General features: G+C 66.7%; 21 protein-coding genes. 9 read left to right on the top strand and 12 right to left on the bottom strand.

The genetic code is table 11. From position 1 onward, the window contains the following. Positions 1 to 6: 6 nt before the first annotated feature. From NGK62_RS17805 to NGK62_RS17775, 7 genes are all read right to left on the bottom strand, one after another. The gene (locus NGK62_RS17805; RefSeq protein WP_251879445.1) at positions 7 to 2,472 is read right to left on the bottom strand and encodes a TonB-dependent receptor; all 2,466 of its coding nucleotides are present in this window, start codon (positions 2,470 to 2,472) and stop codon (positions 7 to 9) included. Between the two features lie 96 nt (positions 2,473 to 2,568). Then, positions 2,569 to 3,558 carry a FecR domain-containing protein gene (locus NGK62_RS17800; protein ID WP_251879443.1) on the bottom strand — a complete coding sequence of 330 codons (990 nt, stop codon included), beginning with the start codon at positions 3,556 to 3,558 and terminating at the stop codon, positions 2,569 to 2,571. Then, a complete protein-coding gene (locus NGK62_RS17795) occupies positions 3,528 to 4,046 on the bottom strand; it encodes a sigma-70 family RNA polymerase sigma factor (RefSeq protein ID WP_118932960.1) in 519 nt (172 codons plus the stop codon). The genes NGK62_RS17800 and NGK62_RS17795 overlap by 31 nt, the downstream gene beginning before the upstream one ends. Before the next feature lie 102 nt (positions 4,047 to 4,148). After that, the gene (gene fhuE / locus NGK62_RS17790; protein ID WP_251879441.1) at positions 4,149 to 6,500 is read right to left on the bottom strand and encodes a ferric-rhodotorulic acid/ferric-coprogen receptor FhuE; all 2,352 of its coding nucleotides are present in this window, start codon (positions 6,498 to 6,500) and stop codon (positions 4,149 to 4,151) included. A gap of 211 nt (positions 6,501 to 6,711) precedes the next feature. Further along, complete coding sequence (locus NGK62_RS17785) at positions 6,712 to 7,710, bottom strand: FecR family protein (protein ID WP_251879438.1); 999 nt, start codon at positions 7,708 to 7,710, stop codon at positions 6,712 to 6,714. Then, positions 7,707 to 8,210: an RNA polymerase sigma factor gene (locus NGK62_RS17780; protein WP_059378861.1), complete on the bottom strand. Its 504-nt coding sequence runs from the start codon at positions 8,208 to 8,210 to the stop codon at positions 7,707 to 7,709. Before NGK62_RS17780 ends, NGK62_RS17785 begins: the two co-directional genes overlap by 4 nt. Before the next feature lie 103 nt (positions 8,211 to 8,313). Further along, positions 8,314 to 8,556 carry a hypothetical protein gene (locus NGK62_RS17775; RefSeq protein ID WP_054451693.1) on the bottom strand — a complete coding sequence of 81 codons (243 nt, stop codon included), beginning with the start codon at positions 8,554 to 8,556 and terminating at the stop codon, positions 8,314 to 8,316. Positions 8,557 to 8,802: 246 nt separating this feature from the next. On the opposite strand from NGK62_RS17775, the gene NGK62_RS17770 reads away from it, so the two are divergent. Continuing rightward, complete coding sequence (locus tag NGK62_RS17770) at positions 8,803 to 10,908, top strand: PTS sugar transporter subunit IIC/EAL domain-containing protein (RefSeq protein ID WP_059378793.1); 2,106 nt, start codon at positions 8,803 to 8,805, stop codon at positions 10,906 to 10,908. Here NGK62_RS17770 and NGK62_RS17765 read toward each other — a convergent pair. Further along, a complete protein-coding gene (locus tag NGK62_RS17765) occupies positions 10,901 to 11,782 on the bottom strand; it encodes a prohibitin family protein (protein WP_118932958.1) in 882 nt (293 codons plus the stop codon). The genes NGK62_RS17770 and NGK62_RS17765 overlap by 8 nt on opposite strands. Before the next feature lie 292 nt (positions 11,783 to 12,074). Between NGK62_RS17765 and NGK62_RS17760 the strand changes: the two genes are divergently transcribed. The 3 genes from NGK62_RS17760 to NGK62_RS17750 all read left to right on the top strand — a co-directional run bounded on the left by NGK62_RS17760 (position 12,075) and on the right by NGK62_RS17750 (position 14,081). Further along, on the top strand, positions 12,075 to 12,542 hold the full coding sequence (locus NGK62_RS17760; RefSeq protein ID WP_251879436.1) for an anti-virulence regulator CigR family protein: 468 nt from the start codon (positions 12,075 to 12,077) through the stop codon (positions 12,540 to 12,542). 148 nt (positions 12,543 to 12,690) lie between these two features. Next, the gene (locus tag NGK62_RS17755) at positions 12,691 to 13,755 is read left to right on the top strand and encodes a M4 family metallopeptidase (RefSeq protein ID WP_251879434.1); all 1,065 of its coding nucleotides are present in this window, start codon (positions 12,691 to 12,693) and stop codon (positions 13,753 to 13,755) included. Continuing rightward, positions 13,752 to 14,081 carry a protealysin inhibitor emfourin gene (locus NGK62_RS17750; RefSeq protein WP_059378788.1) on the top strand — a complete coding sequence of 110 codons (330 nt, stop codon included), beginning with the start codon at positions 13,752 to 13,754 and terminating at the stop codon, positions 14,079 to 14,081. Before NGK62_RS17755 ends, NGK62_RS17750 begins: the two co-directional genes overlap by 4 nt. Here the strand turns inward: NGK62_RS17750 and NGK62_RS17745 are convergent. Continuing rightward, entirely contained in the window at positions 14,005 to 15,291 is a 1,287-nt protein-coding gene (locus tag NGK62_RS17745; protein WP_251879432.1) for an MFS transporter, read from the bottom strand. The two genes, NGK62_RS17750 and NGK62_RS17745, sit on opposite strands and share 77 nt — an antisense overlap. An 82-nt stretch (positions 15,292 to 15,373) precedes the next feature. Between NGK62_RS17745 and NGK62_RS17740 the strand changes: the two genes are divergently transcribed. Further along, a complete protein-coding gene (locus NGK62_RS17740; RefSeq protein ID WP_251879430.1) occupies positions 15,374 to 16,171 on the top strand; it encodes an AraC family transcriptional regulator in 798 nt (265 codons plus the stop codon). On the opposite strand, the gene NGK62_RS17735 is transcribed toward NGK62_RS17740, so the two are convergent. Beyond that, positions 16,164 to 16,541 carry a DUF4148 domain-containing protein gene (locus tag NGK62_RS17735; protein WP_118932952.1) on the bottom strand — a complete coding sequence of 126 codons (378 nt, stop codon included), beginning with the start codon at positions 16,539 to 16,541 and terminating at the stop codon, positions 16,164 to 16,166. The two genes, NGK62_RS17740 and NGK62_RS17735, sit on opposite strands and share 8 nt — an antisense overlap. A 270-nt stretch (positions 16,542 to 16,811) precedes the next feature. Here NGK62_RS17735 and NGK62_RS17730 point away from each other — a divergent pair, with 270 nt between their 5' ends. From NGK62_RS17730 to NGK62_RS17720, 3 genes are read left to right on the top strand one after another with little or no spacing between them, the layout of a single operon-like run. Beyond that, on the top strand, positions 16,812 to 18,329 hold the full coding sequence (locus tag NGK62_RS17730) for an MFS transporter (protein ID WP_251879428.1): 1,518 nt from the start codon (positions 16,812 to 16,814) through the stop codon (positions 18,327 to 18,329). Positions 18,330 to 18,344: 15 nt separating this feature from the next. Then, on the top strand, positions 18,345 to 19,400 hold the full coding sequence (locus NGK62_RS17725; RefSeq protein WP_251879426.1) for an HlyD family secretion protein: 1,056 nt from the start codon (positions 18,345 to 18,347) through the stop codon (positions 19,398 to 19,400). Continuing rightward, on the top strand, positions 19,397 to 20,863 hold the full coding sequence (locus tag NGK62_RS17720; RefSeq protein ID WP_251879424.1) for an efflux transporter outer membrane subunit: 1,467 nt from the start codon (positions 19,397 to 19,399) through the stop codon (positions 20,861 to 20,863). Before NGK62_RS17725 ends, NGK62_RS17720 begins: the two co-directional genes overlap by 4 nt. On the opposite strand, the gene tam is transcribed toward NGK62_RS17720, so the two are convergent. Next, on the bottom strand, positions 20,838 to 21,611 hold the full coding sequence (gene tam / locus NGK62_RS17715; RefSeq protein ID WP_059378777.1) for a trans-aconitate 2-methyltransferase: 774 nt from the start codon (positions 21,609 to 21,611) through the stop codon (positions 20,838 to 20,840). The genes NGK62_RS17720 and tam overlap by 26 nt on opposite strands. 126 nt (positions 21,612 to 21,737) lie before the next feature. After that, on the bottom strand, positions 21,738 to 22,736 hold the full coding sequence (locus NGK62_RS17710; protein WP_059378776.1) for a TerC family protein: 999 nt from the start codon (positions 22,734 to 22,736) through the stop codon (positions 21,738 to 21,740). Positions 22,737 to 22,843: 107 nt separating this feature from the next. Here NGK62_RS17710 and NGK62_RS17705 point away from each other — a divergent pair, with 107 nt between their 5' ends. Continuing rightward, entirely contained in the window at positions 22,844 to 23,737 is an 894-nt protein-coding gene (locus tag NGK62_RS17705; protein ID WP_059378774.1) for a LysR family transcriptional regulator, read from the top strand. Positions 23,738 to 23,775: the final 38 nt, after the last annotated feature.

The following is a 23,775-nucleotide window of genomic DNA, read 5'->3' as shown; positions in this document are numbered from 1 at the left end:
CGCCGGTCAGAAGTCCATAGACGCGGACAGCATCAGCGTGCGCGGCACCCCTTGGGAAATCGTGCCATACGAGGCCACGCCCGACCAGTAGGCCCGGTTGAACACGTTGACGACATTGGCGCGCAGCGTGAGGTCTTTACCATAGACCTTGGTGGCATAGCGCGCGCCCAGGTCGAACGTGGTCCACGACGGCACCGACTGGGTGTTGGCCTGATTGATGTATTCGCTGCCGGTGTGCATCACGCTGCCGGTCAGGGTCAGGCCCGCGACCCAAGGCGTATCCCATTCCGCGCCCAGGTTCACCGACACCTTGGGCACGCCCACGGGCCGGTTGCCGACCACCGCCTTGCTCCCGGCGCGCGTCAGCTCCGCGTCCAGCAAGGTCACACCGCCCAGCAGGCGCAAGCCGCGCCACGGTTCACCGGCCAGGTTCAATTCCAGGCCGCGGTTGCGCTGCTCGCTGTCCGCGCCGTACACGCCGTTGGTCAGCTGGCCGCTGGGCTTGGTGATCTCGAAGGCGCTCAGGGTCAGCATGGCGCTGTCCAGGTCCACCTTCACGCCCACTTCCTTCTGCCTGGCCTTATAGGGCTTGAACACCTGGCCGGCGTTGGACGCGGTGGCAGGCGCCACGTCGCCCTTGCTCAGGCCTTCGATGTAATTGGCGTACAGCGACACATGGCTCCAGGGCTTGATGACAATGCCCGCCAGCGGCGTGGTCGCGCTTTCGTCGTAGCTGACGGTGCGCACGCCGGTCGTGGCGTTGAAATTGCGGGACTGGATGCGCTGCTGGCGCACGCCCAGGGTCAGCTGCGCGCGCTCGTCCAGGATGCTCAGCGTATCGGCCAACGCCAGGCCGGAAAGATCGGACGAGGAAATCTTGGGCACGTTGGCCGGCGCCGGGATGTACTGCTCCGGCCGCGTGATCGGATGGTAGATGTTCGACGTGAGCGGCGTGCCCATTACGCTGGCCTGCGAGTTCCGGTCGCTGTACAGGCTGCCCATGAAGTTGATGGCATGGCGCACCGGGCCTGTATCCAGCTTGGCGCGCAGGCCTGCGTTGTAGGTGCTGCGGTTGACCTCGAACCTGAAGTTGTTCGGCGTGACCACCGTGTCGCCGGCCTCGTTGACGATGGTAGGCGTCTGGTCCGACAGACGCGACACGTTCGTGTCCGAGCCGCCCGCGTCGGCAAACACCGTCAGGCGGTCGCTGATGTCGTACTCGACCCGCAGCAGCGCCGATTGCCCGTCTGACTTCCACCAGCCCCAGGGCTGCGTGGCGTTGCGCCGCCCGTCCGCCGCATGCGGCACATCGATGCCCGCCGCCACCAGGAAAGGCCGCGTGGGCGCGTCGATCTTTTCATTCTGCGTCAGCAGGTCCAGCGAGGCGCGCAGCCGCTCGCCCTGGTAGTCCAGCGACAGCGCGCCGATGTCGGTGCGCGAATACAGATTGTCCAGCGGCGTATCGCCCTGCCGGTGCATGCCGTTGATGCGCACGCCCCATTCGCCGTCATTGCCGAAGCGGCGGCTCAGGTCCGCGCGCGCGCCGAATTGCGAGTCGCCCACGTAATCGGCGGACACGCGGCTCAGGTCCTGCGGCAGCGCCCGCTTGGGCACCATGTTGATCACGCCGCCCACGCCGCTATTGGGCGACATGCCGTACAGCAGCGCGGCCGGTCCTTTTAGCACTTCGACCCGCTCGATGTAGTCGGTGTAGACGTGATAGTTGGGCGCCACGCCATAGACCCCGTCAAAGGCGATCTCACCCAGGTTGCCTTCGCCGATAGGAAAGCCCCGGATGTAGAAAGAATCGGTCACGCCGCCGATCTGCCCGGTAAAGCGCACCGATGGCTCGACGTTCAACGCATCCGCCAGCGTCACCGACTGACGGTTCGCCAGCAGGTCCGATGTGTAGTTCGTGACATTGAATGGCACGTCCATCACGTCGCGGTTGCCCAGCAATCCCAGCCGTCCACCCCGGGCCACCTGGCCACCGTCGTACTCCGCCGGCAACGCGTAGGGCGCCGCTGCGCTAGCCGCTACGGTCACTGCCGGCAATACGGTCGCCGACGCATCCGATCCCGACGGCAGCTTGCGCAGGGAATAGGCTCCTCCGCCCTGCTCCGACAGGACGTAGCCCGATCCGGACAGCAAACGGACAAAGCCTTCCTGCACCGTGTAGGCGCCATCCAACCCGTTCGTGCGCAACCCCGACACCATGGCCGGATCGAACGACAGCGGCACGCCGGCAGCGGCGGCAAACTGAGCCAGCGCGTCGCCTAACGGACCGGCGGCGATCGCGTAGGGCTTGCGCGCAGCGGCGCTCACCGTATCGGCCGCCACCGCCTGTTGCGACGCCCCCGTGGCGGCCAACAGCGCCAAGCCCATGCCGGCTGCCCGTAGCATCGCCGCCAGCGGCGTCAGCACGGCTTTGCCGCGCACGGGGCGCGGCGAACGGGAGATTCGGGAAACCATGAAACCATCCTTCGTAAGGGTCTGGGCGGCGCGCGATTCGCGGCGATTCACCCGGTACACCGGACGAAGCGAAAAAAAGGTTCAGCCAGTTCGCGATTAATTTGTAACGCCGGCGCGCGGTACCACCGTGGTCCAGTACGGCGTAACCTTGCTCACCCTCACGGGCAGGGTCTTTTCCAGCAAGCGCAAGCTGGCATCGATATCGTTCAACGGAAACGCCCCGGACACGCGCAGCCCCGCCACTGCTGGATCGCAGCGCAGCATGCCGCGGCGATACCGGGCCAGTTCATCCATCAGGTCGGCCAGCCGCCAGTTGCGCGCGGCAAGCATGCCCTGCTCCCACGACGCCGCCGACGTCTCCACCGGGATCTGGGGTTGCACCTCGCGCCCGTTGAAGACGGTCTGCCGTCCGGCCGGCAGCACCGTGGCGCTGCCAGCCGCCGCCACGGGCCAGATCTCCACCGCGCCCTCGAACACCGCCACGCGCACGGCATCGCCTTCGTCACGCACCAGGAAGCGGGTGCCCAGCGCGCGGATCGCGCCTTGGGCGGTCTGGACGATGAAGGGACGGCGCAACTGCGGCGTATCGCTACCCGTGGTCAGCAGGATTTCGCCCGCCCGCAACCAGACCGTGCGCTGCTGTGCGGTGTAGTCGATGTCCACCGCGCTGGCGGTATTGAGCACCAGTTGCGTGCCATCGGCCAATTCCAGGCGGCGCTGCTCGCCGGTCGCGGTGCGCGCATCCGCGCTCCACTCGCGCCAGGGCAGCTCGCGCCAGCCCAGCCATGCCACGGGTCCCGCGATCAACAGGCCGGCCAGCGCGCGCGCGGCCTGGCGCCGACCCGGGCGATCCAGCCGGCGCAAGGTATCGCCAGCGATGCGCGGAGGCACCTGGCCGAATCCGCGCAGCATTTCTTCGGCGCGTTGCCATGCGGCGGCGTGCGCCGGGCTGCGGGCGCGCCAGCGGTCGAACGCCTCACGCTCGGACGGCGACAAGCTCTCGGATTGGAAACGCACCAGCCAGCCGGCTGCTTCCCTCAGGATCGCGGGGTCGATCACGCGTCGGCCTGGCTTGCGATCAGGCATGCGGTCAGCGCCGCCTGCATATGGCGCTTGACCGTGGACAGCGACACGTCCAGGCGTTGCGCGATGGCGTCATAGCCCATGCCGTCGAACTGCGACAGCAGGAAGATCTCGCGCGTTTTGGCGGACAGCGTCCGCAACGCCGTATCGATGGCGTGCAAGGTTTCCAGGATCAGCGCGCGCGCCTCCGGCGACGGCGCCTGCTGCTCGGGCAATTGCGCCACCGTGGCCAGATAGGCCTCTTCCAGCGTTCTCCGGCGCCAGTGGTCCACCACCAGGCCCTTCGCGATGTGCGTCAGCAACGCGCGCGGCTCGGCGCCCGCGTCCGCCCTGCGCCGCCCGGCCATCAGGCGCACGAAGGTGTCATGGGCCAGGTCCGCCGCGTCGAAGGAATTGCCCAGCTTCCTGCGCAACCAGACCGACAGCCAGCCGTGGTGGTCACGATAGAGTTGCGCGACGTTGTCGGCGGGAGGGGAGTCGGGCGGAGGCAAGGCGCACCTGGCGATAGAATCTAAATAGGAACCATTTATATTCTATCGTATCCTTGCCCTGCTCTGGACGCGCCCCTGGCTACCGCAGCGGCGTGCCGCCAATCAGAACTTGGCGGTCAGATTGACGAACACGCTTCTGGGCTCGCCGTAGTAGACCTGGTTGCCCACGCCGCCCAGGTAGTACTTCTTGTCGAACAGGTTGTTCAGGTTCATCTGCGCCGACAGGCGCGAATTGAAGTCGTAGCGCGCCATCAGGTTGTAGATCGCGTAGGCCTTCTGCTTGACCGTGACCGTGGCGTCGCCGGCGCTGACTTCGGAGTAGCTCGACAGCTGCCAATTGACGCCGCCGCCCACCGTCAGGCGGTTCCATGAACCCGGCAGCCGATAGGTGGTGAACAGCTTGGCCACCGCGCGCGGACGCTCGGGATTGACCGACACGCCCTGCGCATCGCGGCTGGTGTAGTACGTGCCTCCGGCATAGGCGTTCCAGCCCTCCGACAACAGCCCGCTCACTTCCAGCTCGATGCCCTTGGTGGTGACGCCGTCGGCGGTCTTGTAGGCCTGGTCGGGCGTGCCGGGCACCAGTTTGTCTCCGTCCAGCACCGCGACCTTGCTTTGCCTGACCTTGAACAGCGCGACGGAAGTATTCAACCTGCCGTCCAGGTACTCGCCCTTCAGGCCCACTTCATAGTTCTGGCCCTGCACCGGATCCAGGTAATTGCCGCTGCTGTCCCGATTGTCCTGGGGCTGGAAGATGTCGGTATAGCTGACGTAGGCGGAGTAGGTGTCGTTCAGGTCGACCACCACGCCGGCGTACGGAATGAACTGGGAATCCTTCTGGTCGCGCGTGGGCGATTTCGATTCCCAACTCGCGTAACGGCCGCCCGTGATGACGGTCAGATTGTCGGCCAGCGACCACCGCGCCGCGGCATAGACGCCGCGTTGGTGCGTCACCGTGTCCCGCAAGCTGGCCTCGGTCCAGGTCGGCTGCGCGTACGAGCCGTCCCACTGGTAGAAGTTGCCGGTATCCGCCAACGTGGCGCGGTCGAAGCCGTAGCGGTAGAAGTCCTCGCCGTAGCGGCTGCGCATGGCGCCCACCACCAGCTCGTGCTTGCGGCCGAGCAGGTTGAACGGCCCCGTGGCCTGCAAGTCCAGCGAGGTCTGCTGCGCGTAGGAATTCCAGTATCCCGGCAGCGCCGCCAAGCCGGTTCCGGTTGCACGGTCCAGGTCGCCGTACAGGTACAAAAGCTTGGCGTCGTACTTGCTCTTGCGTTGCGACCAATCGGCCTTGACCGCCCAATCGTTGGCGAAGCGATGTTCCAGCGTGGCGAATACGGTCTGGTTGGTCGTATGCCAGTAGGTCCAGTCCGCCGCGGTGGTCTTGGAACGCCGCCAGTCGGTCGGCGTGCCGTCGCTGAACACCACCGGCAGGCTGCCCCAGGTGGATCCGCGCGGACGCTTGTCCTGGTAGTCCGCGCCCAGGCTCAACCGGGTCGATGGCGTCAGGTCCGCATCGATGACGCCATAGAACACCTGCTTGTTGGCATGGTACAGATCGATGTAGGAATCGCGCCCCTGGTACATCGCCACCATGCGCGCACGCACGGTGCCTTCCTGGTTCAATGGCGTGGACATGTCCACCGCGCCGCGATATTGATTCCACGACCCCGCGCCGGCGCTCACCGTTCCGGTGAATTCTCGGCTATTGGCATGCTTGCGCACCAGGTTGATCGAAGCGCCCGGATTGCCCGCGCCCGTCATCAGGCCGGTCGCGCCGCGCACGACTTCGATGCGGTCGTAGATGAATGAATCGTTGTCGGATTCGCCATACATCGACAGGCCGATGGTGGTGGGAACGCCGTCGTACTGCAGGCTGTCGATGTAGAAGCCGCGCGACCAGAAGTCCGTGCGATCGGTATCCTCGCTGACCACCTGCACGCCCACCACGCTGCCCATCACTTCGTCCAGCGACCGCAGGTTCTGGTCGTCGATGCGCTGGCGTGTCACCACGCTGACGGACTGCGGCGTTTCGCGCAGCGACAAGGTCAGGCCCGTGGCGGCGGCCGATGCCGGAGTCGTGTAGGAGCCGGTGCCTTCGGTCACCGCCGGATTCATACTGCCCAGCACCGTCACTGGCGCAAGGCTGGCCACGCCGCCATCGCGCGACAAGATGATGCTGTCGCCCTGCCAACGGTACGTCACGCCCGTGCCTTGCAACAGGCTGCGCAAGGCCTCCTCGGGCGATAGCCGGCCGCGCAGGCCGTTGCTGCTTACACCGGCCACCACTTCAGGCGCGTAGAACACGCGCACCTTGACCTGCGCCGCCCATTGCATCACGGCATCGCCCAAGGGCTGCGCCGCGATGTCGATAGGCACGGCGGACGCTTGCGGCTGAGCAATCGCCGGCGTGCCCGCCGTCGCCAAGGCCACTGCCAACAGCAGGGAAGAAAACATGAACCGGGGAGACGCGCACGCAAGGCGCGCAACGGCGGGGAAATGCCGGGCTGCTGGAATAGTCACAAGTACCTGCTGTTCTGTTCGACGATACGGGGAACGTTTCCCGAGATGGAAACGCGGCGGCTGCCGCCTTCCTTCGTAGAACGAATCAGCCCAAGATAAACCTGAATCCCATTCTCATTTATTTTGTAACCGCGCCTCGATGAAGCTACTTTGCGCTGATGTCGATGGCGCCGTCCGGGCGCGGCGTCAGGCGCACCGGCGCCACCGCCGGCAAGGCGTCGACCAGGGCTTCGGGCCGATCCAGGCTGAATGACGCCGATACCCGCAAGCGCCCCGCCCTGTCGTCCGCCAGCCGCAACGGCGTGGGCAAATAGCGGTTCATATCCCGCACCACCTCGGCCAGCGGCGCGTTCTTGAACACCACCCGCCCTTCGCGCCACGCGATCGCGCTCTGGACGTCGGCGGGCGCTGGCACGCCGATCGCGCCGCTGGCTGGCACGCGGATGCCGTCCCCCCCGCGCAGCACGGCATGACCCATGTTCCACCAGCGGCCGCCCGACACCTCCACGGTGCCGGACGCCACCAGCACCGCGACCTGATCCTCGTCGCGCCGCACATCGAAGACGGTGCCGGTCACGCGCACCACGCCGCTGCCTGCGCGCACGATGAATGGCCGCGCCGCATCGGCGCTGACGGTGAACAGGATCTCGCCGCCGTCCAGCGCCACTTCCCGGCGCCCGGCGTACAAACGCACGTCGGCGCGCGTCGCGCCATTGAGTGCCAGCACGGAACCATCGGGCAAGGTCACTTGCCGGCGTTCGCCGCGCTCCGCGACCAGCGTCGCGGAGTATCCCGGAATCTCCGCCGGCAGGTTCCACCACGCCACCATGGCCGCCGCAGCCAATGCCGCACAGCCCGCGGCCATGCGCAGCGCCAGGCGGCGCTGCCGTTGCGGCCGGGGCCGGGCCGGAATCTCTCCGCCCAGCAAGGTCCGGACTTGATCGCGGGACATTCCGGCGGCGGCCTTGCCCAGTTGCTGCATGCGGTCGAACTCGCGCGCGGCCTCGGGATGATCGCGCCGCCAGCGGGCAAACTCGCGTCGCTGGCGGCGCGTCAGGTCGCCCGAATGCCAACGCGCGAACCACTGCGCCGCCGTATCGGGCGCGCCCTGCTCATCGCGGTCGTTGGTGGAAGGCATCGTCATGGATTGTGTTCACGCATGCGGTCGCGGACGAATTCGATTGCCCGCATGACGTAGCGTTCGATCATGTTCTTGGACAGGCCCATATGCTGCGCCACCTCGGCCTGCGTCCAGCCTTCGATGCGATTCAGGACAAAGGCCTCGCGGCACTTGGGCGGCAATTCTGCCAGGACTTGCGCAAGATCGTCCGCCAGACGCGACGCGCGCACCGGCGACTCGGGATCGGTCCAGGCGGGCTGGTCAGCCTCGTCCAGCAGGTCCAGCGGCACATGCTCGGTCCGTTCCTGCCGGCGCCAGCGGTCGATCAAGCGATGTCCGGCGGCCTGGAACAGGTAGCTGCGCGCCTTCAACGCGACGCTGGCGTCGGCCTTCAGCAGGCGTTCGATGGCATCGTGCGCCGCGTCCTCAGCATCATGCCGGTTGCCGACTCTACGGCTCCATACCCCTACCAGCTCGTCGTAGTAGGCGAGCCAGCCGGAACGGGGCGGAGGGGAACGGGACATGGACCGATCGGACAACGGAGATGGCGACGCCGCGAATTTTACAAATAATTCTCATTATCGCAACTGCCTGCCACTGTCCTTGCGGCCCCTCCCGCGCGCCGCCTCAGTAATCCATGGGAACGTGGCTTTGCGCTTCTCGCAGTTCCTGGATGTGGCGCTCGGCTTCCTGTCTTTCGACGGCGGGCGGCAACGGGCGCCAGCTCACCATGTTGCCGGGCGTTTTCACCGGCATCCAACCCAGCACGCTGTAAAGCGTGATGGCCGTGCATCCTGTGTCGTACCGCGTTTCGTAGTATCCCTGCCGGTCCGGCTTGGTATCGCCGGACGTCCAATCCAACTGAGACATCCACGTCTCCTCTTTCTGAAGCTTGTAGTCCCGCCACCGGGCGAACGACGCTTGATCGTATAGCGGCCCCGTGCGCCTGTGCTGCCACCTTGCGCCCGCTTTGCAATTCTTGATAGAGGGGAATCCCTGACATTCTGATAGGCGTCGATTGCTTAACCTGGAAAAGCGGGGCTAGGATGTAGCAAAATATTCTTACAAACACGGGAGCGGGGATCTTCGCTTGCACGGACTCTTGAGCGAACCGCCATGTCGAAACTGGCGTTGATGCGTTATCCAAAGGATCGGCTGGCCGCGCTGGCGGGCGCAAGCGCCCTGCGCGCCATACGCGAGGGCCTGCTCTGGACCTTGCCGTGCCTGCTGGTCACGGCGTTGTTCCTGGTGCTGACCGTCATCGCCCGGCAACTGGGCCTGCCAGCCACCGTCGTGGAACTGTTGACCGCCGTCCACGACAAGCTGACGAACCTAATGCCTATCCTGGCCGGCACGTCCATCGGCTACATGCTGTCGTTCCGCCATCGGGTGCCGCATCTGCCCACCGCGTTCCTGTGCCTGTCCTACGTGATGATCGCCGACGGCCTGATGGCGCCCTACCCCCAGGCCGCCGCCACCCTGGTACTGTTCATCGCCATCGTTTCGCCCTTGCTGACCGTGCCGTTGATGGCGTGGCTGCACCGTCGCCGCTGGACCCAGTTGGCGCCCGACGGCGTTATCAGCGATAACGTCCGCGACACGCTGAACATGGTCGTGCCCGGCCTGCTGACGGCCGGCCTGGTCGTGCTGACGCTCTCCGCCGCGCTCCAGATCCCCGCCGTGGCACAGTTCAACATACCCTTGAGTCTGGCCTCGCTGGACAGCCCCTTCACCTCGGGCGCGCTGATCGCCGGCCTGAATTCGCTGCTGTGGTTCTTCGGCATACACGGCTACCACGCCCTGGCCCCCCTGATGAGCGTCATGGACCAGGCGGCCATGCTGAATTCCGCCACCCAGTCCGCCGGCTACGAAGGCATGTATGCCTTGAACAGCACCCTCCTGGGCGCTTTCGTCTTCATCGGCGGATCGGGCGCGACGCTGTCGTTGGCCGTGGCCATGCTGGTGTTTGCGCGCACCGAATCGCTGCGGCTGCTGGCGCTGGCCAGCCTGCCGGTGGCGCTCCTGAACGTGAATGAAATCCTGCTGTTCGGGCTGCCGCTGATCCTGAATCCGCGCCTGCTGGCGCCGTTCATCCTGGCGCCGGTGACCAACGCCATCCTCGCGCTGGCCGTCGTGCAACTGGGCTGGCTGCCTTCCGCGGCGACGACCTTGCCGCTGACCTCGCCGGTACTGTTCAACGCCTACATTGCCGCCGGCGGCAGCCTGGGCGGCGTGGCGCTGCAGCTCGTGCTGGTGGCGCTGGGCGCGTGTCTGTACGCGCCCTTTGTCGTCGCACTGGAGCGGCAGCGCCAGGAAAGCGCCACCGTCTACTTCAAATCGCTGGACACGACCTTCACGCGGCTGCAAGAGGAATCGCTGCTGTACGCGCACGATCCGGTGGTGCAGACCTATGCCGACCGTGCACGCCGCAACGCCGAAAACACGCGCATCCGCGCCATCAGCCAGTACGACTTCCATCTGGAATTCCAGCCGCAGGTGTCATTGCGCAGCGGCCTGTGCACCGGCTGCGAAGCGCTGCTGCGCGCCACCGGACCCGACGGCGCGCGGCAAACGCCGGTGGAATTCCTGCGCTGGCTGGCGCAGGCCGACCTGATGCGGGAGGTGGACCTGTGGGTGGCCAGACAGGCCGTGCAGCAATGTCTGCAATGGCGCAAGCGCGACTTCCGCTTGCCGATGACCATCAACGTCACGGCCGGCACGCTGACGTCCGGCGACTACCTCGAAAAACTGATCAAGGTGCTGGCGCAGGCCGGCGGACAGATCTCGGTCGAGTTGACCGAAGACGCGCTGGTGGAGGACACCCAGGCGCTGCACACCGCCTTCGACCGTCTGCATGCGATAGGCGCCCGCATCTACATCGATGATTTCGGCACCGGCTATTCCGCCCTCAGCTATCTGCACCAGTTCGAAATCGATGCGGTCAAGATCGACCGCAGCTTCGTCGTGGCGCAAGACAGTCCCCGAGGCGCGCTGGTCCTGAACGGCTTGCTGCGCTTTTGCGAAGCGCTGAACCTGCAGATCGTGGTGGAAGGCGTGGAAACGGACCAGCAGCTGATGGCGCTGGAATCCCCCGCCGAGATCATCGTGCAGGGGTGGTACTACAGCAAGGCCTTGTCGGGCGACAGCCTCATGGACTACGCGCGCCGGCGTCAGGCTGCGCCGCCGCTGCGGGCACAGCCTGCGCCCGCGGCGCCTACTTGATGCCGATGAACGGCAGGGCCGCGTTCGGCACCTGCGTGGTCGGCAGCACGCCGTCCCACTTCTCCACCGCGTTCAGGCTCACCAGATTGGTGTTGGCGGCCAAGGCCTCAGCCTTGGCGCGGATCGCAGCCGCTTCGGCGTCGCCGCGCATGCGGATGCCGTCGGCCTCGGCCGTGAACTGCTGGCGGCGCGCGTCGGCTTCCGCCTTGGCCTTGACCACCTGGATCTCGGCCGTGATCATCGCCGTTTCCTTCTGTTGGCGGGTCGTCTCGATCTGCACCTGCGCCAACATGCGCTGTTCGATCGAGTGCTCATAGGCCTGCGAAAAACCGACTTCCTCGATCTGCACGCCCACCACCTGCACCGGTGCGCCTTCCATCGTCTTGAGCACGGCAGCATTCACGTCCTGGCCCAGCTTCTGGCGTTCCTGGATGGCGCGCACCGCCGTGTATTGGCCGAACACGTTCTTCACCGAATCCGGGGTCTTGCGCTCCAGCACGCGCATCTGCAGATTGCTGATGGTGCCGTATTCCGAGTACAGCTCGGCCACGTGCTCGGACGGCACGCGGTAGGTCACCGACACGCGCAGCGTGGCCGGTTGCTGGTCATAGCTGTAGGCTTCCAGCTTTTCAAACACGAACGTGTGGTCGCGCACCGACACCGTCATCACGTTGTCGATGAACGGGGTCTTGAAGTCCAGGCCCGGTTCCGACACGCGCACCAGCTTGCCGTTGCGCAGCACCACGCCGCGCTCGCCCTGGTCGACCTGGAACCAGGAATCGAAGGCCAGGAACAGAATCAGCAAAAACAACACCGCCGTGATCACCGCGATCTTGAAACTACGCGGCTTTACGGCACCAATCGTCTTGACCATCTGGATATCTGTCGGCTTCACTTCGAATCCCTTTCTGATTTTGAACGTTTACGGTCCGAGAGCACGGCGGCGATGCCGCGCGCCAGCAAATAGGCGACCACGGCCGCCCCAACCAAGATCAGGAAATACCTCATCGTGCGTTCCCCCCCGGAAAATAAGCAGGGGATTCTATCGCGACTGGAACGTCAGGCGAATTGTGGCGATTGTTGCGACGGCATCGGCGAAGGACAGTGGCACGAACCCAACGACAGCGCTACGCTAGGCAACTCTCTACACTGCAGGAGCCACAACCATGCGCCGCACACCGTCAATGATCGTCGCCACCCTTGCCTGTGCCGCCGTGCTTGGCGCACCGGCACAGGCCGCGCCGCCCGAGGGCAAAGGCAAGCCAGACCACGCGGGCCAAGGCAATGGCAATGGCGGCGGTAACGGCAATGGCAAGAACAAGGGCCAGCAGAGCCAGGACAGCGGCGTCAGCGTCACGCTCAGCACCGCGGGCATCACCGTGTCCACCGCGCGCAGCTATGCCGTGCAGGCCGGGGCGACGGGCTACGGCTCGCTGCCGCCGGGCATACGCAAGAACCTGGCGCGCGGCAAGCCCCTGCCTCCGGGCATCGCCAAGAAGATGGTGCCCGGCCCCATGCTGGCGCGCCTGCCCGTGCATCCGGGCTACGAATGGCGCGTCGCGGGCAGCGACCTGATCCTCGTCGCCATCGCCACCGCCGTCGTCGCGGACGTCCTCACGGGCGTGTTCAACTAGGCGCCGCGCGCCATGGACGCCGCCACGCGGCGTCCATAGTTCCTAGCATCAGGCCGCACACTGTTACGTCCCTGCCGCGGATCTATCTGCTACCGTTGAATCGCCTCGCGCCGCGGCCCTGGCCCGGCGCCCACGACGGAGACCGCGCATGCCACGTCCTTCCGAGTCCGCGCCGCTGATCGGCGTGATCCCCCCCTACATGCTGGATCGGCTGGCGCAGCACGCCGATGCGCGGGTCAGCATGCCCGCGGTCAAGACGCTGATCATCGACCAGCAGCAGCGCAGCCTGCGCGAAATGGCGGCGCAGCCGCCGCGCGCCAAGCCCGCCCGGCCCAAGAAGGCAGCGCCCGCCGGCACGCCGCAGCGCGCCGTGCACGACGCCGCCAACACCACCACCCTGCCCGGCAAGCTGGTGCGCGCCGAAGGCGCCTCCGCCAGCGGCGACGTGGCGGTGGACGAAGCCTATGAGCATCTGGGCTCGACCTACAAGCTGTTCTGGGACGTCTACCAGCGCCACTCCATCGACGGCCAGGGCCTGCCACTGGTCGGCACCGTGCATTACGGCGAAGACTACGACAACGCCTTCTGGAACGGCGCACAGATGGTGTTCGGCGATGGCGACGGCGAAGTGTTCAACCGTTTCACGGTGGCCGTCGACATCATCGGCCACGAACTCACGCACGGCGTGATCGACGCCGAGGCCGCCTTGCTCTACCAGGGCCAGTCCGGCGCCCTGAACGAATCCCTGTGCGATGTGTTCGGCGCGCTGGTCAAGCAGCACACGCTGGGCCAGGACGCGCGCCAGGCCGATTGGCTGGTGGGCGCCGGGCTGTTCAAGCCCAAGATCCGCGCCCGCGCGCTGCGCTCCATGGCGGAACCCGGCAGCGCCTATGACGACCCTCTGCTGGGCAAGGATCCGCAGCCCGCGCACATGCGCGACTACGTGGACACGCCGAACGACAATGGCGGCGTGCACATCAACTCCGGCATCCCCAACCGCGCCTTTTATCTGGCGGCCACTTCGATGGAAGGCCCCGCATGGGCCAGCGCGGGCCGCGTCTGGTACGACGCGTTGTGCGACAAGCGCCTGCGCCACGATGCCGACTTCGTGCAGTTCGCGAAACTGACGCTGGCCGTCGCGGCGGAACGCCATGGCGCCGCCGTGCGCGATGCCGTCGCCCGCGCCTGGGCCGGCGTGGGAGTCCAGACATGATCGAGCTGCCATCCCTGGACCTTGCCATGCTGGTGCGCCTGACCCGCGAAGGCGGGCTGGCCTATATGCCGGCATTGGCGCAGCCGCGCAGCATCGACCTCGCCACCTGCCCGCCGGACCTGCGGCAGGAGGTTTGCGACGCCCTGCAACGCGCCGCGCCGGTGGCCGTTCCGCGCTGCGCGCCGGCAGGCGGCGATCAGCGCTATTTCCACGTCGAAGTCGTGTACAAGGGCGACGACGTCGCGGACATCAGCTTCGACGTGCCGGAGACCGACGCGCCCGAGCCACTGGTGCGCTTGTGGAAAAGCCGGGCCGGACAGACTTGAGCGCGGCATCCCGGTATTGCCCGATCTGGATGGCGCGGCCCGCGTAAAGACCGGTGGCCGCCATCGCCAGGCACAAGACCGCGCACAGGGCCAGCGCCAGGGTCCAGTCTCCCTGCGTGTCGTGCAGCGTGCCCGCTAGCGCAGGGCCGCTGGCCGCGAACAGATAGCCCACGCACTGCGCCATGCCCGACAGCGCCGCCGCCTGCTGCGCATGACTGGCGCGCAAGCCCACGAATGCAAGGCCCAGAATGATGCCGCCGCCCGTGCCCAGGCCCATCAGGACGATCCACAGCGTCGCCCAGCCAGGCGCGACGATCAAGCCGGCAAACGCGACGAACGAAGCCACGGCCGCGCAGAACGCCGCGCCGCGCTGGTCCTTCAGGCGCCGCACCAGGGGAGCCAGGAACAGGGCCGGGACGGCCGACATGAGCTGCAGCAAGCCATGCAACGTGCCGGCGCGTTCGGCCGTATAGCCAGCATCGCGCAGGATGGCCGGCAGCCAGCTCACGCCCACATAGAACACGAAGGAATTGATGCCCAGGAACAGCGTCACCTGCCACGCCAGCGCGGAGCGCCACAGCCTGGGACCGTGCGGCGCATGCGCCGTGGATGCCGCGGGCGCGGTGTGATTGGCCAGCTGCGGCAGCCATAGCAAAGCGCTGAGCACGGGTAGCACCAACAGGCAGCCCGAGGAAAAGCGCCAGGCCGCGTCGGACAGACCCGCCAGCGGGATGGCAATGGCGGACGCCAGCCCCGCGGCCAGGCTCATGGTCAGCACATAGGCCGAAGTCAGGCCCGCGAGCTGCTGCGGAAAATCGCGCTTCAGAAGGCTGGGCAACAACACATTGCCGATGGCGATGCCGGCGCCGATGACAACCGTGCCCAGGAACAGGCTCCAGGCCGGCCCCAGCGTGCGCACGACGATGCCAGCCGCGATCAGCAGCATGGCGGCAAACAAGCTGCGCTCCAGTCCGTGGCGGCGAGCCAGGCCCGCGGCAAACAGCGACACCACGGCAAAGGCCAGCAAGGGCAAGGTGATCAGCATGCCCGCGGCGGTGGCGCTCAGCCCCAACTGCTCGCGGATCATGCCGGTCAGCGGCGGCACGCCGGTAATCGGCGCGCGCAGCACCATGGACATGCAAAGAATGCCGGCGATCAGCAACACGGGATGGCCGGCGGGACGTTTGGAAGTAGGGATATGCGAATTCATGCCGCCAGCTTAAGCATCGCCGCCTTCGCCGAATTTCGCCATAATGACAAATTATCCCTAAATTCGGTCAAGGTGAAATTCAATGCACCGTCTGGACGACCCGGCCCCGTTCTTCAATCCCGATATCGACACGCAACAGGCCTATGCCATGCGCGTGCATGCGGACGAGAACGACCAGGAGTCTCCGCCACACCGGCACGCAATGGGCCAGCTGGTGCTGTCCTTGCAGGGCGGCGTGACCTGCTCCGTGCCGCAGGGCCTGTGGATGGTGCCGCCGCAATATGGCGTCTGGATTCCTGGCGGCGTGCCGCACAGCAATCGCGTCACGCAGAACGGCCGGGTGTGTTTCCTGTTCGTGCCGCCCCACGCCACGGGCCTGCCTGGACAGTGCTGCACGCTGGCGATCTCGCCGCTGGTGCGCGAATTGGTCGCCTATCTGGCGGACCTGGCTCCGCAGGACACGGCCACGCCTGCCAACCGGAAGCTGGCCGAAGTGCTGGTCGAGCAGTTGGCGCGCATGCCGACCGAACAACTGCACCTGCCCATTTCGGACCACCCGCGCCTGCGCGAAATCGCCGATGCCCTGCACGCCGACCCCGCCGACCGCAGCACGGTGGCGCAATGGGGCAGGCGCGTCGCCATGAGCGAACGCACGCTGGCGCGGCTGGTGCAGCAAGAGCTCGGCATGAGCTTTGGCCGCTGGCGCCAGCAGATGCACATCATCCAGGCCCTGCAGCGCCTGGCCGCCGGCGTCTCGGTGCAGCGCACTGCCGAAGACCTGGGCTACGAATCCGTCAGCGCCTTCATCACCATGTTCCGCAAGGCGCTGGGCAAGACGCCTGCCCGCTACTTCGCGAACAAGGCCGACGGTATCAATTGACGGCGGGCGGGTAGTCCAGTTCGCCCGATTTCATCTGGCCGCGCAGGCGCGCCTCGCGCAGTTCCGCGACCGTCTGGTCCCGGGTCTGGCGCGATTGCGACGGTAGCGCAGGCGGATAGTCCTGTTCGCCGTACGTGACCAGGCCGGCCGCGCGCGCGGCGTCGAGTTCTTCGCGCACCTGCTGGCGGGTCTTGGTGCTGACATGAGGCAGATCCACGGGATATTGCTGTTCGCCGTAGGTCACCAGGCCGGCGGCCTTGGCTTCCATCAGTTCCGCGCGCACCTGTTCGCGGGTCTTGCCTTCGGCATGCGCTGCGGCGCCAACCAGCGCCATGCTCAGCGCCAGGATGGAGAGTCGGTATGTATTCATGAAATCCTCTGCGGTTAACGAGTGCCGCATTATTCGTTCGCATGCCCGCCGGGATAAATCCCGCGTGGCGCAATCGAAGGTTGCCCGCCGTGCAAGCCTCGCTGCACGCCCCCGCTGCGGCCCGCGCACCCTTGCGCCGGGCGCAAGGGTGGGTTGATCCAGGAATGGTTTTTCCGGCCCCCGCATCTACCTAGACTGAATAGCTCCTGTTATCCAAGGACGCTATTCCATGTTGTCTTCCTCATCCCCGGGCAGGGGCGGCCCACGATCATGACGGCCGCCGCTCCCCCCGCCCCGCCCGCCGCGGCGGCCTTCGGCTGGCGCATCCTGACCGGATTGCTCGGCGTGCTGCTGGCGGTGATCCTCGCCGGGCTCAACGAAAACGTGACCAAGATGGCGCTGCCCGACATCCGCGGCGCGCTGGGCATCAGCTACGACCAGGGCACCTGGTTCGTGGCCGTCTACGCCGCGGCGTCGGTATGCGCCATGGCGTTCGCGCCCTGGTGCTCGGTCACGTTTTCATTGCGCCGCTTCACGGTCACGGCGCTGGCCGCCTTTGCGCTGTTCGGCGCGCTCTGCCCATTTGCGCCCAACCTGCCCGTGCTGCTGTTCCTGCGCACGCTGCAAGGCCTCGCGGGCGGCGCGCTGCCGCCCATGCTCATGACGGTGGCGCTGCGCTTCCTGCCGCCGGGCATCAAGCTCTATGGCCTGGGCGGCTACGCCCTCACCGCCACCTTCGCGCCCAGCCTGGGCATACCGCTGGCGGCCTTCTGCACCGAGGTGCTGGGCTGGCGCTGGACCTTCTGGCTGATCGTCGCTCCCGCGGCGCTCGCGGCCTGGGCCGTCTGGCGCGGGCTGCCCCAGGATCCGCTCAAGCTCGAACGGCTGCGCCTGTTCGACTGGCGCGGCCTGTTGCTGGGCGCCCCGGCGCTGTCCATGCTGGTCATCGGCCTGTTGCAGGGCGACCGGCTGGACTGGCTTAACTCGCCGCTGATCTCCGTCCTGCTGGGCGGAGGCGGCGTGCTGATGGTGCTGTTCATGATCAACGAATGGTCGCATCCCCTGCCGTTCTTCAAGATCCAGCTCTTGCGCAACCGCAACCTCAGCCATGCCTTGCTGACACTGGGCGGCGTGCTGATCGTGCTGTTGGGCGTGATCCTGATTCCCTCGTCATTCCTGGCGCAATTGCGCGGCTACCGGCCGCTGGAAACAGCGCCGGTGCTGCTCACCATGGGCCTGCCGCAACTGATCGCGCTGCCTCTGGTCGCGGCGCTGTGCAACCTGCGCCAGGTGGATTGCCGCTGGGTGCTGGCCTCGGGCCTCGGCCTGCTGGCCCTGTCCTGCCTGCTGGGGTCGCAACTGACGTCCGTCTGGTCGCGCGAGCAGTTCTACCTGCTCGAAGCCGTACAGATCTTCGCCCAGCCCATGGCTGTGATCCCGCTGCTGATGCTGGCCACCGGCGGCCTGGCGCCGCAGGACGGCCCCTGGGCGTCATCGTGGTTCAACACCATCAAGGGCTTTGCCGCGGTAGCCGCCACCGGCCTGCTGGACGCGCTGACCACCTCGCGCCGCAATTACCACTCCAGCATGCTGGCCGACCAGCTGGGCAACTTTCCGCTGAGCACGGCCGGCGAGAACGCGGCCGCGCTGTCCCGCCGCATCCAGGAACAGGCCGCCGTGCTGACCTCAGCCGACCTCTATCTGTGCATGGCCGGCGTGGCCGTGCTCCTCATCCTGCTCATCCCCTTCGTCGCGACCCGCATCTATCCACCGCGCGCCGCGACCTGAAATCGAGTCCATAACATGCCTTTCTCTCTCTTGACCTCTCCCCTTCCCCGCGCCGGCGCCTTGGGCGCCCTGGTCCTGCTGGCCTATGCAGGCTGGTCATGGTCCGCCACCGGCGCCGCCGAATCCACCGATGACGCCACTGTCGTCGCCGACCACACCATCGTCGCCCCGCAAGTGTCCGGCTTCATCGACGCCGTGCTGGTCGAAGACAACCAGGCCGTCAAGCAAGGCCAGCTGCTCGCCCGCATCGATGACCGCGACCATCAGGCCGCGCTGGCGGCCGCAAGCGCCGAACTCGCAGTCGCCAGCGCGCGCCTGTCGGACGCGGCCGCAACCCTGGAACGCCAGCAAGCCGTGATCGAGCAGGCCGTCGCCGTCACGCGCGCCGACCTGGCGGATATCCGCTATGCCGAAAGCGAGGCCCAGCGCCACCGCAGGCTGGCCAGCGAGGGCGCGGGCACCCAGCAGGCCTATGAACAGGCCCGCAGCCGGCTGGACATGGCGCAGGCGCGGCAGGCCGAACACACGGCCACTCTGCAAGCCGCACGCAAGCAGCGCGACGTGCTGGAAGCCAACCGCGAGGCCGCGCAGGCCGGGCTGCTGCGCGCACAGGCGCTGAAGGACCGCGCGGAACTCAACCTGTCGCATACCCAGGTCGTCTCTCCCATCGATGGCATCGTCGGCCGGCGCTCGCTGCGCGTGGGCGCCTATGTCAGCCCGGGCACGCCGATTCTGGCGGTGGTGCCGCTGCAACAAGCCTATGTGGTGGCCAACTTCCGGGAAAAGCAGTTGACCCGCATGCGCCCGGGCCAGCCCGCAACCATCACGGTCGACGCCTATCCGGATACGCCGCTGCGCGGCCGCGTCCAAAGCATCGCACCGGCCACGGGCCTGAGCTTTTCGCCGGTAGTCCCGAGCAATGCCACCGGCAACTTCACCAAGGTCGCGCAGCGCCTGCCCGTCAAGATCGTGCTGGACGCGCCGGCCGAAGGCGCGCCGCCGCTGCGCGCCGGCATGTCCGTCGAAGCCGTGGTCGATACCGGCGCCGCGGCAGAGGAGTCCATGCAATGACCCCGCGCCGCTTGATCAATGCCACGCTGGCCTGCACGCTTTCCGCCTTGGCAGGCTGCGCAGTGGGCCCCGACTTTCAGGCTCCCCAGGCGCCATTGCCCGTGCAATGGCGGATGCCTGACGCCTCCGCCGCAGACAGCGTCCCCGTGCCGCAAGATGTGAACACATCCTGGTGGGACAGCTTCGGCGATCCCACCCTGAGCGCCTTGATCGCCGAAGCGACCGCCGCCAACCTGGACATACGCATCGCCCACGAACGCCTGCTGCAAAGCCGCGCGGCCCTGCGCGTGACCGAAGCCGACGGCCTGCCCGCCGTAGGCTCAAGCGCGAGCTACAAGCGCGGCCAGAACAGCGAGGTCGGCCTGGCCGACCCTTCGGGCCACGGCGGCAAGTCCTCATTCAATCTGTGGCAAGCGGGCGTGGACGCCAGTTGGGAACTGGACCTGTGGGGCCGCGTGCGACGCGAAGTCGAACAGGCCGGCGCCCAGTCCCAGGCGGCGCTGGAGGCGCAGCGCGGCGTGGTCCTGGCCATCCGCGCCGAAACGGCGCGCAACTACATCCTGCTGCGCGGCACGCAGAACCAACTGGACGTGCTGCGCCAAACGCTTGCCAATGCCGAGCGCAACCTGGCGCTGACCCGTTTGCGCCAACGCGAAGGCGTCGCAACCGAACTGGACGTTTCGCAAGCCGATGCGCAGGCCGCCGCCATAGAAGCCGGCGTGCCGCCGCTCGTGCTGCGCGTCGAACAGCTGATGAATGCGCTGGCGCTGCTGCTGGAGCAGCCGCCCGGCGCGCTGCAACCGCGCCTGGCGGCGGTGGGTCCGATACCCGGCGGTCCGCTCCAGGTTCCCGTCGGACTGCCGAGCGAACTGGCCGAGCGCAGGCCCGACATCCGCCGCGCCCAGGCCAATCTGCACGCGGCCGTCGCGGCGATCGGCGTAGCGGAGGGCGATTTCTATCCGCGCATCACGCTGTCAGGCAACCTCGGCCTGCAGGCTCTACAATTGCGGGACCTCGACACCGACAACGCCGGGGTGTTCGGCGTCGGCCCCGCGTTGCAGATTCCCATCTTCCAGGGCGGCCGGTTGCGAGGCCGGCTGCGGCTGCGCGAATCGCAGGCTCAGGAAGCCGCGCTGCTGTACCAAAAAACCGTGCTGAATGCCTGGCATGAAGTCGACAATGCCATGACCGCCTACCAGGCGCAGCAACTGACCCGGACCAGCCTGGAGCGCGCCTCCGCGAGCGCCCGCCAGGCGCTGCTGAACGCACAGCGGCAATATGCCGCGGGCGCTTCGGACTTCGTGAACGTGCTCAGCGCGCAGAACGCGGTGCTGGCCAGCGACCAGGCCCGCGTGTCGACCCAGGCCTCGGTGTCGCTGGTGCTGGTGGATCTGTACCGCTCGTTGGGCGGCGGCTGGGAAGCGCCCGCCGCCAACCTCAACCCTGCTTCGGCCCCGCAATGATGAACAGACGCGGGAACGGCAGCAGCACCGTGCCATCGGCCAGCGCCGGATAGGCCTCTTCGATCAGCGACTGGTAGCGGGCCAGGAAACTGGCCTGCCCGGCGGCGTCCAGCCGGTCCAGATAGGGCCGCAGCGCCGTGCCCTTGAACCACTCCACCACCGCCGCTGCGCCTGCCAGCGGGTGATGGTAGGTCGTGCGCCACACGTCCAGCAGGCCGCAATGCGGCTTGAGCAGCTCGTAGTACCAGGCGGCGCTGTGGCGCGGCGGATGCTTGAAGCCGCCGATGGCGGCGGCCCACGGCGCCTCGCCTGCCACCTGGCGCGCCAGGCGGTGGGCCGGCTCCTCCAGGTTGTCCGGGGTCTGCACCGCCAGGCTCCCGCCCGGCGCCAGCTTGCCGACCAGGCGGGGATATAGGGTCGCGTGGTCCGGCACCCATTGCAGCGCGGCGTTCGCCAGAATCACGTCGTAGGTCCCGGGCGGATCCCACGTGGCGATGTCGGCCAATTCGAATCGCAGCCCCGGCAGACGTTTCCTGGCCGACTGCAGCATGTCCTCCGAGCTGTCCATGCCGCTGATTTCGGCATCGGGGTAGCGGCTGGCCAGCACCTCGGTGGAGTTGCCAGGACCGCAGCCCAGGTCCACGGCGCGCTTCACATCCTGATTGGGCAAGGCGGCGACCAGGTCCCGCACCGGACGGGTGCGTTCGTTTTCAAAGGCGGAATACTGTTTGGCGGACCAGCTGGTCATGACGGCTCCTTGCGGCATTTGGACTGTCCAGCACTCTACGCCCGCCGCACCGGCGCGACAAATCCCAAAAAAAGCGCCCGCCATATCCGTTGGATATGGCGGGCGTCTTGCGTCACGCCGCGGAGCTTATTCCGCCGCGAGTTCCTGCTTGGAGGCGTCCGAGCGGGTTTTCCACAGCGAGAACAACACGCCGCCAGCGATCAGACCGAAGGTCACCGACAGGGACAAGGCAGCCGGCACCTTGCCGATGAAGCCGACCAGGAAGATCTTGCCGCCAATGAAGACCAGGACCAGAGCCAAGGCGTACTTCAGGTAATGGAAGCGGTGGATCATCGCCGCCAGCGCAAAGTACAGCGCCCGCAGGCCCAGGATGGCGAAGATGTTGCTGGTGTAGACGATGAACGGGTCGGTGGTGATGGCGAAGATCGCCGGCACGGAGTCCACCGCGAACAACAGGTCTACGAACTCGATCAACACCAGCGCCAGCAGCAGCGGCGTAGCCCAGCGCACCTTCTTCGACGTGGCGGGATCGGTCTCCATCACCCAGAACGCGTTGCCGCGCAGCCCTTCCGTGACGCGCATGCGGCGCTTCAGGAACTTCAGGATCGGGTTGGACGCGATATCCGGCGTCTGGTCCGCAATCATCCACATCTTGATGCCGGTGAACACCAGGAAGGCGCCGAACAGATACAGCAGCCAGCCAAAGTTGCTGACCAGCGCCGCGCCCAGGCCTATCATGATGGCGCGCAGCACGATCACGCCGAGGATGCCCCAGAACAGCACGCGGTGCTGGTACTGGCGCGGAATCGCGAAGAAACTGAAGATCAGCGCGATCACAAAGACGTTGTCCATCGACAGCGACTTCTCGATCATGAAGCCCGTGTAGTAGGCCATGCCGCTGGCGGAACCCATCTGCCACCAGACCCAGGCGCCGAACAGCAGCGCCGCGCTGATGTAGCCGGCGGAAAGCAGCAGGCTCTCGCGCACGCCGATCTCGCGGTCTTCCTTGTGCAGCACGCCCAGGTCAAAGGCCAGCAAGGCGACCACGATGCCGATGAATAGCAGCCAGCTCCAGGCCGGGGTGCCGAAGAAATCGGCGGAGAGTAAGGTGAGCAAGGTGTCCATGATGTTCCCGCTTGTGTTCGAAGGGGCTCATGATCCAGATCCTGGCCGAATGGAGAAATCAGCCTGAAAGTGAGTTAAGGTTCGAAAAAACCGAAGTGATTCCTGCCATGCTCAATTACCGACACCTGTATTACTTCTGGATGGTCGCCAAGGAAGGCGGCTTTTCCCGTGCCGCCGAAAGGCTGGACATGGCCATCCAGACCATCAGCGCGCAAGTGCGCGAACTGGAAAAAAACCTGGGCCACCAATTGCTCAAGCCGGCCGGGCGCGGCGTGGCGCTGACCGACGCGGGCGAAGCCGCCTTCGCCCGCGCCGAAGAGATCTTCCAGATCGGCCAAATGCTGCCCCAGGAGGTCCGCGCCGCCGCCACCAAGCCCGTCATACGTCTGTCGGTGGGCCTGTCGGACGGTATTTCCAAGCTGGCCGCGCAGGCCCTGCTGGGGCCGGTGCTGCACACGCCGGACCTGCGCCTGACCTGCCACGAAGGCGAGGTCGAGGAACTGCTGGGCGAACTTGCCCAGCATCACCTGGATTTGGTGCTGGCCGGCCAGGGTGCGCCCGCCAACCCCAACCTGCGCCTCACCAGCGACCGCCTGGTTTCATCGCCAGTGGACTGGTACGGCCCCGCCAAACTGGTGCGCAAGGCCGACACCCTGGACTTTCCGCGCTGCCTGGAGCGCCTGCCGGTACTGCTGCCCACCGGCCATTCCGTGCTGCGCCAGACGCTGGACCGCTGGTTCGCCGAACAAGGCATCTACCCCAATGTCGTCGGCGAATTCGAAGACAGCGCCCTGATGTCGGTGTTCGCGGCCCGCGGCCTGGGCGTATTTCCGCTCAGCCGACTGGGCGGCGGCGACATCGGCGTGCTGCGGGGCTTGCGCCCCCTGGCCCGCTGCGACGACGTGCACGAGGAAATCCACGCCATCCGCAACCGCCGCGGACAGCACCATCCGCTGGTCCAGATCGTGCTCGCCAAGGCAAAAACTTCGGTTTTTTCTTAATGTTTGTCACAACCACGCTGGTTTTTCAGAAATAGAAT

Origin of the sequence: Achromobacter sp. Marseille-Q4954 (assembly GCF_943737025.1) — a bacterium.
Classification (GTDB): Bacteria; Pseudomonadota; Gammaproteobacteria; order Burkholderiales; family Burkholderiaceae_B; genus Achromobacter; species Achromobacter bronchisepticus_A.
Note: the sequence above shows the minus strand (reverse complement) of the source record. Positions and strands in the feature narration are given on the sequence as shown.